The 16,960-nt window shown below is 47.9% G+C and carries 13 protein-coding genes; 6 read left to right on the plus strand and 7 right to left on the minus strand.

Features of this window, described 5'->3' with window-relative positions; translation table 11 throughout:
- Positions 1 to 18 precede the first annotated feature (18 nt).
- From HGH91_RS03625 to lepA, 3 genes are all read right to left on the minus strand, one after another.
- The gene (locus HGH91_RS03625) at positions 19 to 2,478 is read right to left on the minus strand and encodes an AsmA family protein (RefSeq protein ID WP_168737082.1); all 2,460 of its coding nucleotides are present in this window, start codon (positions 2,476 to 2,478) and stop codon (positions 19 to 21) included.
- Positions 2,479 to 2,699: 221 nt separating this feature from the next.
- Positions 2,700 to 3,254, minus strand: a complete 555-nt coding sequence (locus HGH91_RS03630; RefSeq protein WP_168737083.1) for a thioredoxin family protein — start codon at positions 3,252 to 3,254, stop codon at positions 2,700 to 2,702.
- A 120-nt stretch (positions 3,255 to 3,374) separates the two neighbouring features.
- On the minus strand, positions 3,375 to 5,168 hold the full coding sequence (gene lepA, locus HGH91_RS03635; protein WP_168737084.1) for a translation elongation factor 4: 1,794 nt from the start codon (positions 5,166 to 5,168) through the stop codon (positions 3,375 to 3,377).
- Positions 5,169 to 5,404: 236 nt separating this feature from the next.
- Between lepA and HGH91_RS03640 the strand changes: the two genes are divergently transcribed.
- The 3 genes from HGH91_RS03640 (at position 5,405) to HGH91_RS03650 (ending at position 7,695) form a co-directional block, all read left to right on the plus strand.
- On the plus strand, positions 5,405 to 5,674 hold the full coding sequence (locus HGH91_RS03640) for an acyl-CoA-binding protein (protein WP_168737085.1): 270 nt from the start codon (positions 5,405 to 5,407) through the stop codon (positions 5,672 to 5,674).
- Between the two features lie 126 nt (positions 5,675 to 5,800).
- A complete protein-coding gene (rocD, locus tag HGH91_RS03645) occupies positions 5,801 to 7,039 on the plus strand; it encodes an ornithine--oxo-acid transaminase (RefSeq protein WP_168737086.1) in 1,239 nt (412 codons plus the stop codon).
- 11 nt (positions 7,040 to 7,050) lie between these two features.
- Positions 7,051 to 7,695, plus strand: a complete 645-nt coding sequence (locus HGH91_RS03650) for a VIT1/CCC1 transporter family protein (RefSeq protein WP_168737087.1) — start codon at positions 7,051 to 7,053, stop codon at positions 7,693 to 7,695.
- Positions 7,696 to 7,748: 53 nt separating this feature from the next.
- Here the strand turns inward: HGH91_RS03650 and HGH91_RS03655 are convergent, their stop codons facing one another.
- Positions 7,749 to 8,138, minus strand: a complete 390-nt coding sequence (locus tag HGH91_RS03655; RefSeq protein WP_168737088.1) for a hypothetical protein — start codon at positions 8,136 to 8,138, stop codon at positions 7,749 to 7,751.
- A gap of 37 nt (positions 8,139 to 8,175) precedes the next feature.
- On the minus strand, positions 8,176 to 10,338 hold the full coding sequence (locus tag HGH91_RS03660) for a S9 family peptidase (RefSeq protein WP_168737089.1): 2,163 nt from the start codon (positions 10,336 to 10,338) through the stop codon (positions 8,176 to 8,178).
- A 276-nt stretch (positions 10,339 to 10,614) separates the two neighbouring features.
- On the opposite strand from HGH91_RS03660, the gene HGH91_RS03665 reads away from it, so the two are divergent.
- The 3 genes from HGH91_RS03665 (at position 10,615) to HGH91_RS03675 (ending at position 12,262) form a co-directional block, all read left to right on the plus strand.
- A complete protein-coding gene (locus HGH91_RS03665; RefSeq protein WP_145666267.1) occupies positions 10,615 to 10,872 on the plus strand; it encodes a hypothetical protein in 258 nt (85 codons plus the stop codon).
- 69 nt (positions 10,873 to 10,941) lie between these two features.
- Positions 10,942 to 11,556, plus strand: coding sequence for a trimeric intracellular cation channel family protein (locus HGH91_RS03670; RefSeq protein ID WP_168737090.1), 615 nt, complete (start codon positions 10,942 to 10,944; stop codon positions 11,554 to 11,556).
- Between the two features lie 58 nt (positions 11,557 to 11,614).
- A complete protein-coding gene (locus HGH91_RS03675; protein ID WP_211092187.1) occupies positions 11,615 to 12,262 on the plus strand; it encodes a MarC family protein in 648 nt (215 codons plus the stop codon).
- Between the two features lie 384 nt (positions 12,263 to 12,646).
- Here the strand turns inward: HGH91_RS03675 and HGH91_RS03680 are convergent, their stop codons facing one another.
- The gene (locus HGH91_RS03680; protein WP_168737091.1) at positions 12,647 to 13,741 is read right to left on the minus strand and encodes an efflux RND transporter periplasmic adaptor subunit; all 1,095 of its coding nucleotides are present in this window, start codon (positions 13,739 to 13,741) and stop codon (positions 12,647 to 12,649) included.
- A 4-nt stretch (positions 13,742 to 13,745) separates the two neighbouring features.
- On the minus strand, positions 13,746 to 16,952 hold the full coding sequence (locus tag HGH91_RS03685) for an efflux RND transporter permease subunit (protein WP_168737092.1): 3,207 nt from the start codon (positions 16,950 to 16,952) through the stop codon (positions 13,746 to 13,748).
- Positions 16,953 to 16,960: the final 8 nt, after the last annotated feature.

A 16,960-nucleotide genomic window follows, 5' to 3' on the forward strand; every position in this document is an offset into this window, starting at 1 on the left:
TCTCTGTGCCGGCAACTTTTATTCATCTACAATCTTTCCTCCGTCATCCCGGCCACCATCTCCTTTTCCCAGCTTTATTTTCACCTTGCCATCTTTTTCTGATACGGCTCTCAGGTGCAATACAATTCCTCTCCGGCTACGTTTACGTTTTTCTTCTTTATCGGTGATGTCCGCATCTTTCGCGGGGTTTCGCAAAGGCACATCCAGGTTAATATTGGTGCCGCCATCCAGTCCGTAGACGCCTTGTACATCTATATTTACTGCACTGGAAGCAATGCGCATCGGAGGAATCGTTATCTTATTCCCGGCTATCTGGAACGTGTTGCTCAGGTTCTCAAAGGTGATGCTGTCGAGGTGGCGTTTGCGAAACGCGAAATTCCCGATATCCGCCAGCGGCCCGAAGTTGAGCAGGGCACCATTTCTCAGGTTGAAGTTGACCGATCCTGATAAAGATCGCTTCGCCAATGTGCCGTTATCCAGTATATTGCCTTTCAAATTCACTTTGGCAGATACATTTCCTTTTAGGTTTTCTGCAGTCAATCCATCCAATCCGAAATTATTGAACGCATAAAACAGCTGGTTGATATGCACATTATTTACCGTAGCATTTACCTGGAAATAGTTGTTGTTCCCCTCCTGGTGTACATTTCCAGCCATCTGCATATTTCCGCCAGCGTGCTGTAGGGCAATCTGCTTCAACAGTATATCCGTATTCGTTAGATCAACAACAGCTTTTACCTGTTGCGCGGTAAAACGCTGATAGATTACCTTGTCCAGCAATACCTGCATATTCACATTGCTGGAAGCCAATACCACATCCAGCTGTTGAGATACCCGGCCCATTTTTGCTCTTTGCCGGGCGCGGGAGAGCTTGGCTTTTTTACGGGGCGACAGGAAACTTTTAAACTCATTGAGGTCTACCAACGGGCTTCTTATATTCCAGTTGATCGCTATTTTTTCGGGGGTGGTAAAATACAGGTTCAACAGGTTTTTGACGGCGCCATCCATCTGTAAACTGCTTTTGGCCGATTGTATATGGATATTTTCCAACAGCAGGTCCTGCCCGGTGAAACGCAGGGTGGCGCTGGCATCATGAAAATCCAGGTTACGCGGCAGATAGGTAAAAGCCCCATTTTGTACCTTCACCACGCCTTGCAGCGATGATCCGGTATTGTCATCCTTCAACAGCGGCCCGGTGTAAAACAAGTCTGCATCGGCGTTGCCATCTTTGAATAGAATAGGCGCATCGTCGGGCGTGGCGCCATTCAGCGTGGTGAGCGGGAAAGCTGACCGGAAATGCCCATGTAATAACGGATGTTTCAGGTTCACCACCCGGATGGTATCTGCTTTTAGAGGGACACCCGACAGGTTGGCGCTCAGGCCCAAAATGGTCACTGCCGAGTTTTCGTCAGTATGTCCACGTCCGGGCAATACTTCGTTATTAAACCTGCCGGTGAAATTGCAGTTCGTCCACTCTCCCATGGTGGTAACCAGGACGTTGCCGGTTGTTTTCCAGGTAACGCGAACATCGGGTGTATCGCGGAATTTCATATGCCCGGCCAGGTCCGCCTGGGCATCCAGTGGCTTAGAGAGGGTAATACTACTCAACTTGGTGCTGATATTGGGTGGCAGCCAAGTAGCCGCATCTTTCAGGAGTACCTGGTTGGCGTTAATTTTTAACTGGAACGGCGGTGGTTTTTCTCCGAAGCCAAACTGCCCGGTGATTTGTACCGGATGATCATCGATCCGGATTTCCTGTGGCGGCACCGTCATTATTTTTGTGTGCTTATTGAAGATAACTGACAGGTTCAGCTGTAACATCTTATCCTTCAGGTAGCTGCCCTTGAGAGTATTGAATTCAAAATTTTTAGAGAGAATATTGGATAGTACTGTCACTTGTATAGTACTGTCGGATGCTTTCACCTTACCATCCAGCCGGTTGATCGTTAGTTGGAACAGCTTGAATTTTTGGCGGTTGTCTATCACAAAATTAATATTACGCAACAGCAGTTGCCGGATGTTAGCGTCTTTATGGCTACTGGTTTTCTTCTTATCGCCTGCCCCCTGCAATACGTAGGTATTGGAATAGCCGGTAGAATCGGTGTATAAAAACAGCGTGCCATCTTGTAATGTCACTTCGTTCACATCTACGTACTTGCGTAACAGTGATAACGTATTTACCCGTACGAAAATATAGTCTACGTCCACCAGGGCGTGCCGGTGTTGCTGCCACAGGCTATCCTGCAACACTACTTTTTTCAATGCAATAGATACATTGGGAAAGCTCTTTAGCAGGGAGGGTTCCATATCCTGGATGGTCAGTTTTCCATTCAGCCGGTCGTTTAGCTGGGCGGTCAGTTGCTTCAGGAACTCCGTTTTGTTGGCGTGTATATACCAGGTCATTCCGAGGAACAACAGTACAACTAAAGCTACCAAGATGCCGCATCCCAGGAGTATAATCCGGAGCCATTTTCGCATAAGGTAAAGGTTTTTATTTGCTATAACAGATGAAAGGGTAAACAGTTTAACACTGCTAAAAACCATGCCTGCCGGTCTGGGTACCGGATTAGTGAGCATACGGGGCTGAAACCAGGAATAGTTGAGGCAAAAAAGCCACAGTAACGGTGAGGGCTGTGCGAAATTGGGGAATATGTGATACCGGGTGTCAGTTGTTTGCCGCACCCGGTATAAATAGTTTTCTAATGCCCGGGAGCGATCTTACTGAACCTGGTACGAATAGCATCGAGTTCTGTACTTTTCATCCGGGAAGTCTTTTCAAGAAGCGTGATAAAGTAATCTACTTCCGCTTTCTGGGCCGGGCAACCTACATTCTGCAGTTTCCCCGTGGCGGCATCTTTCATACGGCTATCAGCCAGCAGTTCCCCACCAGGACTTAAAATAAGCCAGAAAGGAATGCCTTCCTTATCCCCGTTATATTTGGCCAGCATGTCAAATCCACCGGGGTTTTCGAGCGATTTCTTGTCACCGTTTTCCAGGACGGTAATATGACGGATTTCATAGTTGTCTGTAAAATATTTTTTACAGGAAGCGTCGTTCATGGCGGTGTCCATCCTGTGGCACCAGCCGCACCAGGAGGCGTGGAAAATAACGAACACCTTTTTATTGTTTTTAGCCGCTTTACTGCAGGCATCTTTTACCACCTGGTTGGCCGCAGGAGGCGTTTGCTGCGCTTGTACTTCAGCAAATATGCCTATTGTAAACAGGCAGCAGAAGGAAAGTAATAAAGATCGCATGGGTGATTGGTTTTACTCAAAAATAAGGTTAATCTTTCTTCTCTTTAAAAAAGATTAGCGAAGATACCGACAGGTAGTTTGCCGGCATCTTCGCTATCCCATGTATTATTGCTGATGCGTTTAGTCGTCCAGTTTCAATACCGCGAGGAATGCTTCCTGCGGGATTTCTACGTTACCGATCTGGCGCATACGTTTCTTACCTTCTTTCTGTTTCTCGAGGAGTTTACGTTTACGGGAAATATCACCGCCATAACATTTCGCGGTTACGTCTTTACGCATAGCGCTGATATTTTCGCGGGCCACGATTTTAGCGCCGATGGCGGCCTGTATGGCGATGAGGAATTGCTGACGGGGCAGCAGTTCTTTCAGTTTCTCGGTTAATTTGCGGCCAAAGTCCTGGGCGCGGCTGCGGTGAATCAGGGCGCTGAGCGCATCCACTTTATCGCTGTTCAGGAGGATGTCCATTTTTACGATATCGCTGTCGCGGAAGCCGATCGGCGTATAGTCGAACGAAGCGTAGCCACGGGTCTGGCTTTTCAGCTTGTCATAGAAGTCGAATACGATTTCAGTGAGCGGTATTTCAAACATGAGCTCTACGCGGGTGGTGGTCAGGTAGCTTTGGTTGAGCAGGTTACCACGTTTACCCAGGCAGAGGGTCATGATGTTACCAATGTATTCCGGTTTGGTAATGATCTGTGCCCGGATGAAAGGCTCTTCAATCCTGTCGAGTTTCGTAGGATCTGGCATTTCACTGGGGTTATTCACGATCACTATACCTTCCCGGGTAGTGTGTGCAATAAAGCTTACGTTGGGTACGGTGGTGATCACCGTTTGGTTAAACTCCCTTTCCAGGCGTTCCTGGATGATTTCCATGTGCAACATGCCCAGGAATCCGCAACGGAAACCAAATCCAAGCGCCTGCGATGTTTCCAGCTCATAGGTCAGAGAGGCATCATTCAGCTGCAGCTTGTCCATACATTCCCGCAGTTCTTCGAAGTCCTCGGTATTTACCGGGTAAATACCCGCAAATACCATGGGTTTTACTTCCTGGAAACCATTGATACCTTCTGTGCAAGGGTTATTAGACAGGGTGATGGTATCCCCTACTTTTACTTCTTTTGCGCTCTTGATACCGGTAATAATATATCCCACATCGCCGGTAGACACTTCTTTGCGGGGGTCCAGTCCCAGTTTGAGTATCCCTACTTCATCCGCAAAATATTCCTCTCCGCTGTTCACGAACTGGATTTTGTCGCCTTTCTTAATGGTGCCATTAAACACGCGGAAATACGCGATAATACCGCGGAAAGAGTTGAATACGCTATCGAAGATCAGCGCCTGCAGCGGTGCTTCATCGCTTCCTTTGGGTGCGGGGATGCGGTGTACAATTGCTTCGAGGATATCTTCAATACCGATACCGGTTTTACCGGATGCGAGCAAAATTTCTTCGTCTTTTACGCCAATGAGTTCTATGATCTGGTCTTTCACTTCTTCAATCATAGCGCCCGGCATATCAATTTTATTGATAACGGGGATGATTTCCAGGTCGTTTTCCAGTGCCAGGTAGAGGTTAGAGATAGTTTGTGCCTGGATACCCTGTGCGGCATCTACCAGCAATAAGGCGCCTTCACAGGCTGCCAGTGCGCGGGACACCTCGTAGGAGAAGTCCACGTGACCGGGGGTATCAATCAGGTTAAAAATATATTTTTCGCCATTCTTTGCGGTATAGTCCATCTGGATGGCGTGGCTCTTGATAGTGATCCCTTTTTCACGTTCCAGGTCCATGTCGTCCAGTACCTGGGCTTGCATGTCACGGTCTGAAATAGTCTTGGTGAACTCTAATAAACGATCTGCCAGGGTACTTTTACCGTGGTCAATATGGGCAATGATACAAAAATTGCGAATATTCTTCATATGATGTTTTGCTGTTCCGTAGGCCTGTTGCAAATTACTGCATTAAACCTTTTCAGCCGGCAAAGGTATTGAATTTAGTTCATTAGTTCATGTGTTTAATAATTATGTTTTACAGGTTGGTTTTTAAGGATCACCGGCTTTTTTTGATATATTAACATATAATGTTCAACTTTATAGACATAAAGGAAAAATGAGGCATCAAAACCGGATTGTTAACAAATAAAAACCAGGTGATCATGGAACTGACCCAGCAATTTGAACAGGCTGTAGCCGAAAGTAAGACACTGCCCGAGAAACCATCCAATGAGATATTACTGCAACTGTATGCCCTGTACAAACAGGGCACCAGTGGAGATGCGGATGCCGAAGGTCCCTCCAACCCTTTCGATTTTGTAGCCAAAGCCAAACACCAGGCCTGGGCCGAGCTGCATGGCAAAACCAGGGAAGCTGCTATGGAAGAATATGTAGCGCTGGTGCAGCGGTTAAAAGGCACGCAAAGGAGCTAAGCAGCAAAGCAGCAAAGAAATTTACAAGCTCCCCAAGAGCTCATGTTTTGACAAAATGCCTTTGCTGCTTTGCTGCTTAGCCCCTTTGCGTGACTACTTTACGCTTTTTTCACGTACTTTTGAATCATGATACCTTCATACACGATAAGCGAAAATTCACAACATTACCTGGCGCTGGAAGAACAGTATGGTGCCCATAACTACCACCCGTTGCCCGTTGTATTGGACCGGGGAGAAGGTGTTTTTTTATGGGATGTAGACGGTAAACGTTACTACGATTTTTTATCCGGATATTCTGCAGTTAACCAGGGACATTGCCACCCTAAAATAATTGCTACCCTGATTGCACAGGCGCAAAAGCTGACGCTTACCTCCCGTGCATTTCATAACGACCTGCTGGGAGAATATGCGCAATACATTACCAGCTACTTTGGATACGATAAGGTACTCCCGATGAATACCGGTGTGGAAGCGGTGGAAACAGCGCTGAAACTCTGCCGGCACTGGGCTTATATTGTAAAAGGAATCCCACAGAACAAGGCGAAGATTATCGTCTGCGCCAATAACTTCCACGGACGTACGCTGAATGTGATCTCCTTCAGCACAGATCCATCGGCACGGAATAACTTTGGTCCCTTTATGCCGGGTTATGAAGTGATTCCATACAATAGCCTGACCGCACTGGAACAGGCGTTGCAGGATAAAGACGTAGCCGGTTTCCTGGTAGAACCCATACAGGGCGAAGCCGGGGTGATGGTACCTGACGAAGGATACCTGGCCAAAGCCCGGCAGTATTGCCAGGATGCCAATGTATTGTTTATTGCAGATGAAATACAAACAGGGCTTGCCCGTACCGGTAAAATGCTGGCCTGCGACCATGAGCAGGTACGCCCGGATATATTGATCCTTGGTAAAGCATTATCTGGCGGTACCCTGCCTATCAGCGCGGTATTGGCCGATGACGAAATCATGCTGACCATTAAGCCTGGTGAACATGGCTCCACTTATGGCGGTAACCCCCTGGCCTGTAAGGTGGCCATCGCTTCCCTCCAGGTATTGAAGGATGAACACATGGCCGAAAATGCCGTGGCAATGGGCCAGTTACTACGCAGTGGCCTGGAAGATCTTCATTCTCCCTACATCACCACTATACGCGGAAAAGGCTTGCTCAATGCCATTGTCATTCAGCATCCGGATCCTGAAGCCGCGTGGGACCTGTGCCTGACGTTAAAAGAGAATGGCTTGCTGGCCAAACCTACCCATGGGGATAAAATACGGTTTGCGCCGCCATTGACCATCAATGCCGCACAGATTGCAGATTGTGTGCAAATCATTCAAAAGAGCCTGGAACAGGCTTTTAGCTAGTTAATCACGGTATGACTGCTTCCCATAAAGCCATCCGTAGTTCCGGATGGAAAACAGACTTTTTAATCGGTTTTCCCGATGGACTTTTCCTGCTGTTTTTTGCCACCCAGGTAATACAGCTGTTCTCCATCAAGGTGCAAACCTTTTATACCATTCACCTGTGCCTCCTGCTGGGCGCCGGCGTACTGGTAATGTTCAGTGCTTTCCAGGCCAATAAGGGCGATCTGCAACACGACAGTCCCCTGCTATCGGATAAGGAAAGAGCCAAACTACAACAGCTCGATATCAATGCGCATACGATCACCCATATAGAGCAGGAGATGGAAAAAGATGCGCATTCCTGGGAACAGTTACTGGAGAATGAAAAAGTAAGTGAAACTTCGTTTAGCCGTTCACGTGCTATAAAGCATGGATTGCTGACTGGCTTCTTTTTTTTATTGGGAGGAACTGTATCGCTGGGGCCTTATCTCTCTAACGAAAATTTCCCGGCAGCCTCTCAAACCAGCATCATGCTGGTTTTCCTGGGGCTTACCGTTTTTAGTTTTATCAAAGCAAGGGTCACTGCCCAACGTCCGCTTCCCGTTATTTTGCGATACTGGCTTATGGGCGCCGGGATATTAGCCGGAGCCTGGATACTTCATAAAGCTATTTTCTAAAAAAAGGATGCCGGGAAAATATTTTCCCGGCATCCTTTTTTACATCATCATTATCAGGAACCTTTCCCGGGCGTCCGTGTAAACAGCACGCAGCCAAAGGCCAGCAGCGCTGCTGCCAGTGAAACATACAAGGCCACTCCCGGCTGCGGGCATATTCCCATTTCACAACGCGAATACAACAGCATATTCCGAAAAGTCCAGGCTACCAGGAATCCTACAATGAACAGGTTCATCCTGGATACCCATTTATTCTTCACCAGGAATACGATGATCGCCAACACAGAAAGAATAATACTCAGTTTACCGGGTTCTCCGTAGCTGGAGCCGGTTCCATTCATTCCTGTAAACATCAGGTGCTTGCTTTCAATGAAAGACCAAGGGAAAAAAGCACATGCAATTACCAGCAAAACTGCCAGTATACCAATAATAGCCGTCCTGGGCATACTTTTCTATTTAGGGTGGCAAAGGTAATGCTTTTGCTTATTTTCCACCCGGTTCACAATGTGTCCGCAGATAATTCGTGTACAGGGTAGACAAGTGCTCAAAGGTGCCAGGTCCCTCAGATATGCTGTGGGTACGGTTAGGATAGGCCATGAACTGGAACTGCCGGTTGTACTTAATCAGTTCATTCAGCAACATTTCTGCATTCTGGTAATGCACATTATCATCACCGGTACCATGAATATAGAGCAGGTTGCCCTTCAGGTTACGCGCATAAGTGATAGGCGATCCTTTTACAAAATCTTCGCGATTCTCCTGTGGCAGGCCCATATAGCGCTCCTGGTAGATATTGTCATAGGTCAGCTCATTGCCCACCGCTGCAATGGCAATACCGGTTTTATAAATATCGGGATACTGGAATAAGAGGTTCAGCGTCATAGAACCGCCTCCGCTCCAACCCCATACTGCCACCCGTTCCGGATCGATGAAGGAATATTTCTTCATCAGCGCCTGCGCGCCCATGGCCTGATCGCGGGCATTGATCAATCCCACTTTACGGTAGATGGATTTGCGCCATTGACGTCCTTTAGGTAATGGGGTACCGCGGTTGTCTATGGTCACATAGATATATCCATCGGCAGCCATATCGCCATCATAAAGGAAGTTGCGGCCAGCCCCAATAGCATCCAGGGAAGTAGCGCCTGCAGGTTCGCCATATACGTAGAATACCACCGGATATTTTTTTGCAGGGTCGAAGTTGGCGGGCTTGCTCATCCAGCCTGTCATGGTTACGCCATCTACAGTAGTAATATCAAAGAATTCGGGTTTGTTGGGTGCATTGCCCGCCTTGCTGATGGCGTTCATTACAGCGTTGGTGCTGCTTTTATGCGCAGGCAGTTGCAGGTTTTCATTTACAGGGTAAGTAACGGCATTGCTGAAATCATGAATGGCCCAGTTGCTGTAAGGAGAAATTTTGTATTCATGCGTACCGGGTTGGTTAGCGGGTGTAATGCGTTCGGCTTTGCCACCAGTCAACAGTACCTTATAAAGATATTGCTGGGTAGGGTTTTCGGGAGAAGCCGCAAAATAGATGGTATTATTCGCTTCATCTATTTTGGCGATGCTGATGACATCGTAATTACCTGGCGTAAGCAGGGTAACTTTGCTGTCTTCCATATTTACATTATAAAGATGACGCCAGCCATCTTCCTCACTTACCCAGATGAAGGACTTTCCATTACGGATAAAGTCCCAGCCAGCTATATTATCGTCATCCCAGCGTGATTTCACGTCGATCCAGGCGCTGTCTTTTTCTTCATACAGGGAGCGCACTTTACCGGTAGCGGCATCGCAGAGCATCACCTTACTCTCATTTTGTTTGCGGTTGAGCTGCTGGATGATCAGCGCATTTTTGCCGGGCACCCATTCCATGCGGGGAATATAATGTTGTTGCTGATCGCCCGGAACCTGCATCCAGGTTGTTTTAGCAGTACGTATATCCGCTACGCCGATACGGCAGGCAGAGGGGCTCTCTCCCGCTTTAGGGTATTCGACCGGGACAGTGAAAGAATAGATAGAGTCGGTATTATTGATCATGAGGAAGTCGCGGATTTTGGTAGCATCGATCTGCCAGTAGGCAATCTGTTTACCATCGGGGCTCCAGCGGAATCCATCGCGGCATCCAAATTCTTCTTCATAAGCCCAGTCGAAAGTACCATTAATGAAACGGCGGGTACCATCGGTGGTCAGCGCGGTGGTATTTCCGCTCTGTAAGTCTTCCACGAAAATGTTATGTTCGCTTACATAGGCGGCTTTAGTGCCATCTGGCGACAGTTTCGCGAACATCAGGGAAGATGCCGGTTTACCTTTTCCCAGCTGTTGCAGCTTACCTGTAGCGATATCCAGCACCCAGTAGTCGCCCCTGGTTTCATAGCGCCATACTTTTTTTGCATTGGTGTAGAGCAGCAATTTCTTTTCATCTGCTGAAAAATAGAAATCCCTGATGGGGAGGCCATTAAAGGCGGCTGCGGGGACTTTTACTGTGGCGGTTGCGCCTGATAGAGGATAGACTTCGATGCCTGCCGGGGTTGCCTTGAAATAAGCTTGTCCATCATGGCTCCAACGGACACCTTTTCCGGGCTGAGCCTGCATGGGCAGGCAATACAGCACTACTAAAACAATTAATAAGGTTAGTTGCTTCATTATTCTATAATAATATGAAGTGCAATGGTAGCTAAATTATAACGGAAAAAAAATGAACAATGTGGGAATGGTATTGTTGTAGTGGCGGGTGGTTAACTTGGAAAGATATTATTTATTTCATCTTTTTTCTTTTTTGTGGATAAAAATCCCCCTTTAGTTGGAATAAAACAATTTCTTTTTTTCTATTTTTATGCCCAGATTTAATAATTAAATAATGAAAACCAACTGATTAGATAATACTAATCAGTATAACTAATCCTGGAAAAACCATCAGTTATGATACAGATTGCCTTATCTTATAAAAACCGTGAATACCGGCATTTTGAAGATAGTTCACTCGCCCAGATTGCGGAAACCACGCGAAAATTGTTGAGTGCATTGCTGGAAGATATTTACGACCTCGTCACCAAAGAAGCCGGACGCTTTCTTATCTACCTCGATCATCATCCTAAAATTGAAGTGGTGGGATTCAGTCACGATCTCCGCAACCAGATTGAGCGTACTTTACGCGGTGAGTCGGCGTATGACTATTGATAACGTATTAAAAAAAATGTTCCTACAGCCAAAGTATCCTTATCTTCGACCGCAAATCAGATAAGGAGAATGCAGCTCACCTTTATTCAGGTACTGGAACTACTCGGTACATTCGCATTTGCTGTTTCAGGAGCAACAGCCGCCATTAATAAATCTTACGATGTTATAGGATTACTGGCGCTGGCATTTATTACAGCCATTGGAGGCGGAACCATACGCGATTTACTCATTGGTGCTACGCCGGTAGCCTGGATGACCGATGAGCTTAGCAATACGGCCATTATCGTAGCTGCACTGATAGCCGCTGTATTCTTCTCCTATGTTAAAAAGTTGACGCGTTTACTCAGCACGTTTGATGCTATCGGGCTTGGTATGTTCACCATTACCGGTATCAACAAAGGGTTGGCTGCGGGCTTACCTATGCCGGTATGCGTAGCCCTGGGGGTAATAACGGGTACTTTTGGCGGCTTATTACGCGATGTTATCTGCGGCGAGCAGCCTATACTTTTCACGCGGGAAATCTATGCGGCAGCTTCGCTGGCCGGTGGGATCCTCTACCTGGTAGCCGGCCACTACACTGGTATTCCGGGCGATATTGTACAGAGTATAGCCGTTAGCGTTATAGTAACGATACGACTGGTCAGCCTGCGCCACAACTGGCAGTTACCCCGCATGCGGGCTTAGTTTCCCACAATAGCTAAATGGATGTGTGCCGGTAAATAAATTTCATTATATTGCTGATATGATGACTTTATTTGATAACTACATTGCGTTTGCTACTACTGTGTTCATGGGGCTGCTGGCCATTGTGAACCCTATTTCGGCCATCCCTGTTTTCATGGAGCTCACGTCTCATATGGATAAGAAAGCCAAGCGCAATATAGCTACCAAGTCGGTGTTAGTGGCGTTTTGTATTATTCTTGTTTTCAGTGTGGCGGGTAAACTGATATTCCATGTATTCGGTATTACACTGGCGGCATTGCGCGTTACAGGTGGTATCCTGGTATTTGTGATCGGGTATGAAATGGTGCGGGGAGATAAGGAAAGCAAATCCGAAAACGCAAAGCTGGGCGCACAGCCCATAAAAGCCGACCAGGGTATCAGCATCGCCATTACTCCCCTGGCCATGCCGCTGCTGGCAGGACCTGGCGCGATCACCACCTCTATGAGTTATTCTGCTGCAAAAGACCTCACCCATCTGGCCATTGTAATAGCCATTTATGCCTTTATATGTTACATCACCTATCTCCTCTTTATTGCCGGTGAGCGGATTGTAAAAGTAATCGGCACCAACGTGATGATGGTGATCACCAAAATGATGGGGCTTATCCTCGCCGTAATCGGTGTCCAGATGCTCGCCCTGGGCCTCCGCGAACTTTTCAACTTTTAGTATATTTTCTTCAACAATTTCAAATCCTTTCGTGTTATTAATCTAAACAGCGAAACAGAAACGTATTTAGGTAGGTAAGAACACCACAGACGGCCATCATCCTGCGTTAAACGCTATGGTTGCCCAACAGCATGAGGCAAAATCCAAGTTTATCTTTTCCCGCTGGGAGCCCCATGGCACGCAAATGCGTGGTGGCATGCTATTGCCTGCTTTAACATTTTTTTTTAGTTGAACAACAGGTAAATCCGTTATTGATTACTAGGTGGATGTTATTTGTTCTCTTTTTTTAATAAGAACATAAAAAATCAATATAGACGGAACAGTTAGCAGAAAAACCGTCCCGAATCATCGGGACGGTCGTTTTTTGCATTCATCCCCCAGGTGCTAAGGCACACGTACCCCGTCTTTGATCTCATCCGTAGCATTAGTAATTACCTGGTCGCTTGCCTCCAGGTGACCAAATACCTCAGTAGAATCGTTGTGATGGTTGCCTTCTTCTACATCTACCCACCTGGTATAATGATCTTTTACCGCTACTACATACTTTCGCTCAGTCGACATCACCACTGCACTGGAAGGTACCAGCATGGCCTGCGCAGAGCCCTGCAGGGGCAAAAGAACTTCTGCATACATACCTGCCTTCAGCAAATGGCTGGCATTCTGCACATCAATTTCCACCGCTTCCGAACGGTATTTATCGTTCAGTGTGCCCGCCTGGCGGGAGATAGCGCCCTGGAAATGCTTTCCGGGGATAGCGTCCACATCAAAAGCAATCTGCGACTGCTGTGCCAATTGTGCGCTGTACATTTCAGGCACCTGTAATATCAGCCTCAGCTTATCTTCCTGTTCCAGCATCAGCATGGGCTTGTCATCTACCTTGGTATCCGGCCCCACCAATGCCCCCGGATGGATGTTACGTTCTGTAATTACACCATCGAATGGCGCTGTTACCGTGAGGTAGCTTTTATTAACTTCCTGGGCGCGAAAGTTGGCCTGTTCACTGTTCATCAGCGCGCTATCGGCCAGCATGCGGGCTTTGGCCAGCTCCAGGTCGTGTGCCGAAATAGTACCCGGCTCTTTACTCACCGCCAGTGTACGCTCGTAGTTGTCTTTACTGGAAGCGAACATAGCCGCAGCCTGCAGGTATTTGGATTTGGCAGCATAGTACTGTTGTTCTACCTCCGGCGCTTCCAGTATCAGCAGCACCTGGCCTTTCCTTACTTTGCTACCGCGGTCTACCGCAATACTTTTTACAAAACCATTGATCCTTGGGTAGATACTTACCTTCTGAAAAGCCGCCAAAGCCCCGGGCAGGCGAATACTTCCTTCCAGCGGGCGTTGTACCACCGTTGCCAGGGTGTATTGGTGTTCACTGTTATGGGTAATTGCTTTTTTATCCGTCATGGCAGCGGAGTTGCAGGCCGCCAAACCGGTAATGACGCTTAATGCTGACAAATAATATTTATAGTGCTTCATCATTTTTTTATTTTATATCATTGGACTCAGAGGGCATTAACGAAGGAGATGCATAGCTGGCTTTACGCTGTATCAGCGCATACGCCTGTGGCAATATAAGGAGTGCCGCCAATGTAGAGGCTATCAGGCCTCCTATCACTGCGCGCCCCAGTGGGGCTGTTTGATCGCCAGCCTCTCCCAGCCCGCTGGCCATGGGAACCATGCCCGCTATCATGGCAAGGCTGGTCATCAGGATAGGTCGCAATCTTACCCCGGCACTTACCACCGCGGCTTTCCGGGCATCCTGGTAATCGAGCCGCAGCTTTTCTGCGTTGGTCACAATCAAAATAGCATTGGCCACCGACACCCCGGTAGACATGATCATGCCCATGTAAGATTGCAGGTTGAGCGTAGCACCTGTGAGCAGCAACGCGATCAAAGCGCCCGCAATTACCGCAGGGATGGTAACCAGTACCACCAACGATAATTTGAACGACTGGTAATTGGCTGCCAGCAACAGGAAAATCACCACAATGGCAATCATCAATCCATTCTGCAGGCTGTTCAATGTTTCTACCAGCAGGCTGGATGAGCCCTTCAGCTCTGTGATCACACCTTTGGGAAGAGGGCCCGCCTGGTCAATAGCCTTTTGTACCGCTGCCGTAGCAGTGCCCAGGTCTTTCCCGGAAACGTTGGCACTAACGGTAACGAACCTACGAGGGCCTGAACGGTCATACTCTCCGGGCATTTCCTTCGTGGTAAAGGTGGCTACATCCGCCAGCACCGGCCTGGCCTGGCCTTTCACCAGCGGTATTTCCTTCAGGTCGTTGATCGCCGTCATATTATACTCAGGTATCTGCACCTGCACCTGGTAAGTGTAGGCCACCCTTTCATCGAGCCATTGATTCTTTTCAGAAAAACGGCTGGAAGAAGTTGATGCGGTCACCGAACGGGCTACCTGGTAAATATTCAATCCCATCTGCGCCAGTTTGAAGCGATCGATATTAATACTGATCACCGGGAAGTGCAGCGGTTGTGCTATCTGTACATCCCGCAGGAATGGCACGGTTTTCAGCCGGTTCACCAGCTGCCCTGCATACCCTGCAATCTGTTGTATATCTTTACCTGCCACCCTTACTTCAATAGGTGTAGCAGCGCCCTGGCTCATAATTTTTTCGGTGAGATCTATAGGTTCGAAAGACAAACGTATCTCCGGTATTTTGGCCGTGATATTGGCCCTCAGCTGGTCTTTCAGCCGGTCGATATCTACCTTATAATCTTCATCCAGGTTTACCTGCAACACTGCTTCATGGGTACCGCTGTTGAATACATAGAGATTGCTGGCGCCGAAGCTGCTGGGCACCAATCCCACATACGCCGAGCTAATGGCCACATGCCCATTTACGGTACTATCAACAATATTCAACACCTCGTGCAGCCCTTCTTCTGTACGTTCGAGGCGGGTGCCATCCGGCATACGTAAACGCAGCTGAAACTGCCCGGTATTGATATGCGGCATCAGGTCCTTTCCAATCCACATATAACAGCCACCTGCCAGCGCCAATGCGCCAATGACATAGACCGTAACAATAAGCCGCGATCTGTTCATCCCTTTCTCCAGGATGCCCATGAACTTCAGTTTGAATTTCTCAAAGCCAGTGGCTTGTTCCGGGTGCGCCTGTTCATGCTGTAAATGACTTTTTATTTCTTCTACTTCCGCTGCATCCAGCGCCAGCCCTGCATGCGCGTGCTGGTATTTTTCTGCCTTTAGCCACCAGTTGGATATCACCGGCACCAATGTTTGGGCAGCGAAATAAGAGGCCACCATGGCAAAGCCGATAGATAATGACAAAGGCAGGAACATGCCCCTGGGCACGCCCGTCATAATAAACGAAGGCGCAAACACCGCCAGTATACACAATAAAATCAGCAGCAACGGGAAGGCAATCTCCTCACAAGCTTCGTAGATAGCCTGCTTCTTCGGCTTACCCATTTCCAGGTGTTGGTGAATATTTTCAATCGTTACCGTTGCCTGGTCTACCAAAATACCGATGGCCAGTGCTAATCCACTCAGCGTCATAATATTGATGGTTTGGCCTGCCAGCTTAAGTCCCATCACTGCACATAACACTGCCACCGGAATAGTTACTACTACCACCAGGCAACTACGGAGATCTCTTAAAAACAATAACACCATAAGCCCCGTCAACAACGCCCCCAGTACTCCTTCGGAGATAAGGCTTTTTACGGCATTGATCACAAATACAGATTGGTCAAATTCGTAAGAAACCTTTACATCATCGGGCAACAGGCTTTGCATTTCCGGGATCTTTGCTTTCAATCCCTTTACCACATCCCAGGTAGATGCATCAGCTGTTTTTACCACCGGCAGGTATACAGAGCGTTTGCCATTCACCAGGGCATAATCTACGGTTACATCCATTCCGTCGGCTACCCGTGCTACATCGCGTACAAATACGTTGTTGTTGCCATTGGTGGCGATGGGAATATCTTCGAAATTGGTCACCTGTTTTTCCAGCGAGTTCACGGTGGTCACAAACATGGTGTTGTTGATACGGATGTTACCGGAGGGCGTCATCACGTTATTTTTTGCCACGGCTTCCACTACCTCGTCGGCGCTGAGGTTGAAGCTGCGCAGTTTCTGCGGATCTACGTTGATAATCACAGATCGGGAGTTAGCGCCAAAAGGCGGCGGCGCCGACAACCCCGACACTGCGGCAAACATAGGCCGGATACGGGTAGCCGCCAGGTCATAGATTTCTTTCAGAGAACGCGAGGGACTGCTGAATACCAGCTCCCCTACCGGCAATGAAGAAGCATCAAAACGCATCACCTGCGGAGGCAATGCACCCGGCGGGAAAAAAGTCATTACACGATTCACCTGTAAGGCCACCTGGGCGGAGGCTTCCGCCATATCGGTGTTTTCATAAAAGGTGAGTTTTAATAAGGTTAACCCCTGTATGTTTTTAGTGGTAATCGTCTTAACCCCATTCACATAAAGGAACTGGTCCTGTAGCCGCGTGGCAAAAAAACCTTCCATCTGCTGAGGCGACATTCCCCCGTAAGGCTCAATCACATAAATGGTGGGCAAATTGAGCTTCGGAAAAATATCGATGGGGATATTGAATATAGACAGCACTGAGAAAAGCAGTAGTCCCCCGGTGATCACCACCACGGCTATTGGTTTTTTCAGTGCCGAAGCAACAAATGACATAGTTGGTA

Source organism: Chitinophaga eiseniae (assembly GCF_012641265.1).
Classification (GTDB): domain Bacteria; phylum Bacteroidota; class Bacteroidia; order Chitinophagales; family Chitinophagaceae; genus Chitinophaga; species Chitinophaga eiseniae_A.

What these genes read in the sequence shown, in the direction of transcription:
- HGH91_RS03625 (WP_168737082.1), bottom strand. Translation starts at nt 2,478, where the DNA reads ATGCGAAAATGGCTCCGGATTATACTCCTGGGATGCGGCATCTTGGTA.
- HGH91_RS03630 (WP_168737083.1), bottom strand. Translation starts at nt 3,254, where the DNA reads ATGCGATCTTTATTACTTTCCTTCTGCTGCCTGTTTACAATAGGCATA.
- lepA (WP_168737084.1), bottom strand. Translation starts at nt 5,168, where the DNA reads ATGAAGAATATTCGCAATTTTTGTATCATTGCCCATATTGACCACGGT.
- HGH91_RS03640 (WP_168737085.1), top strand. Translation starts at nt 5,405, where the DNA reads ATGGAACTGACCCAGCAATTTGAACAGGCTGTAGCCGAAAGTAAGACA.
- rocD (WP_168737086.1), top strand. Translation starts at nt 5,801, where the DNA reads ATGATACCTTCATACACGATAAGCGAAAATTCACAACATTACCTGGCG.
- HGH91_RS03650 (WP_168737087.1), top strand. Translation starts at nt 7,051, where the DNA reads ATGACTGCTTCCCATAAAGCCATCCGTAGTTCCGGATGGAAAACAGAC.
- HGH91_RS03655 (WP_168737088.1), bottom strand. Translation starts at nt 8,138, where the DNA reads ATGCCCAGGACGGCTATTATTGGTATACTGGCAGTTTTGCTGGTAATT.
- HGH91_RS03660 (WP_168737089.1), bottom strand. Translation starts at nt 10,338, where the DNA reads ATGAAGCAACTAACCTTATTAATTGTTTTAGTAGTGCTGTATTGCCTG.
- HGH91_RS03665 (WP_145666267.1), top strand. Translation starts at nt 10,615, where the DNA reads ATGATACAGATTGCCTTATCTTATAAAAACCGTGAATACCGGCATTTT.
- HGH91_RS03670 (WP_168737090.1), top strand. Translation starts at nt 10,942, where the DNA reads ATGCAGCTCACCTTTATTCAGGTACTGGAACTACTCGGTACATTCGCA.
- HGH91_RS03675 (WP_211092187.1), top strand. Translation starts at nt 11,615, where the DNA reads ATGATGACTTTATTTGATAACTACATTGCGTTTGCTACTACTGTGTTC.
- HGH91_RS03680 (WP_168737091.1), bottom strand. Translation starts at nt 13,741, where the DNA reads ATGATGAAGCACTATAAATATTATTTGTCAGCATTAAGCGTCATTACC.
- HGH91_RS03685 (WP_168737092.1), bottom strand. Translation starts at nt 16,952, where the DNA reads ATGTCATTTGTTGCTTCGGCACTGAAAAAACCAATAGCCGTGGTGGTG.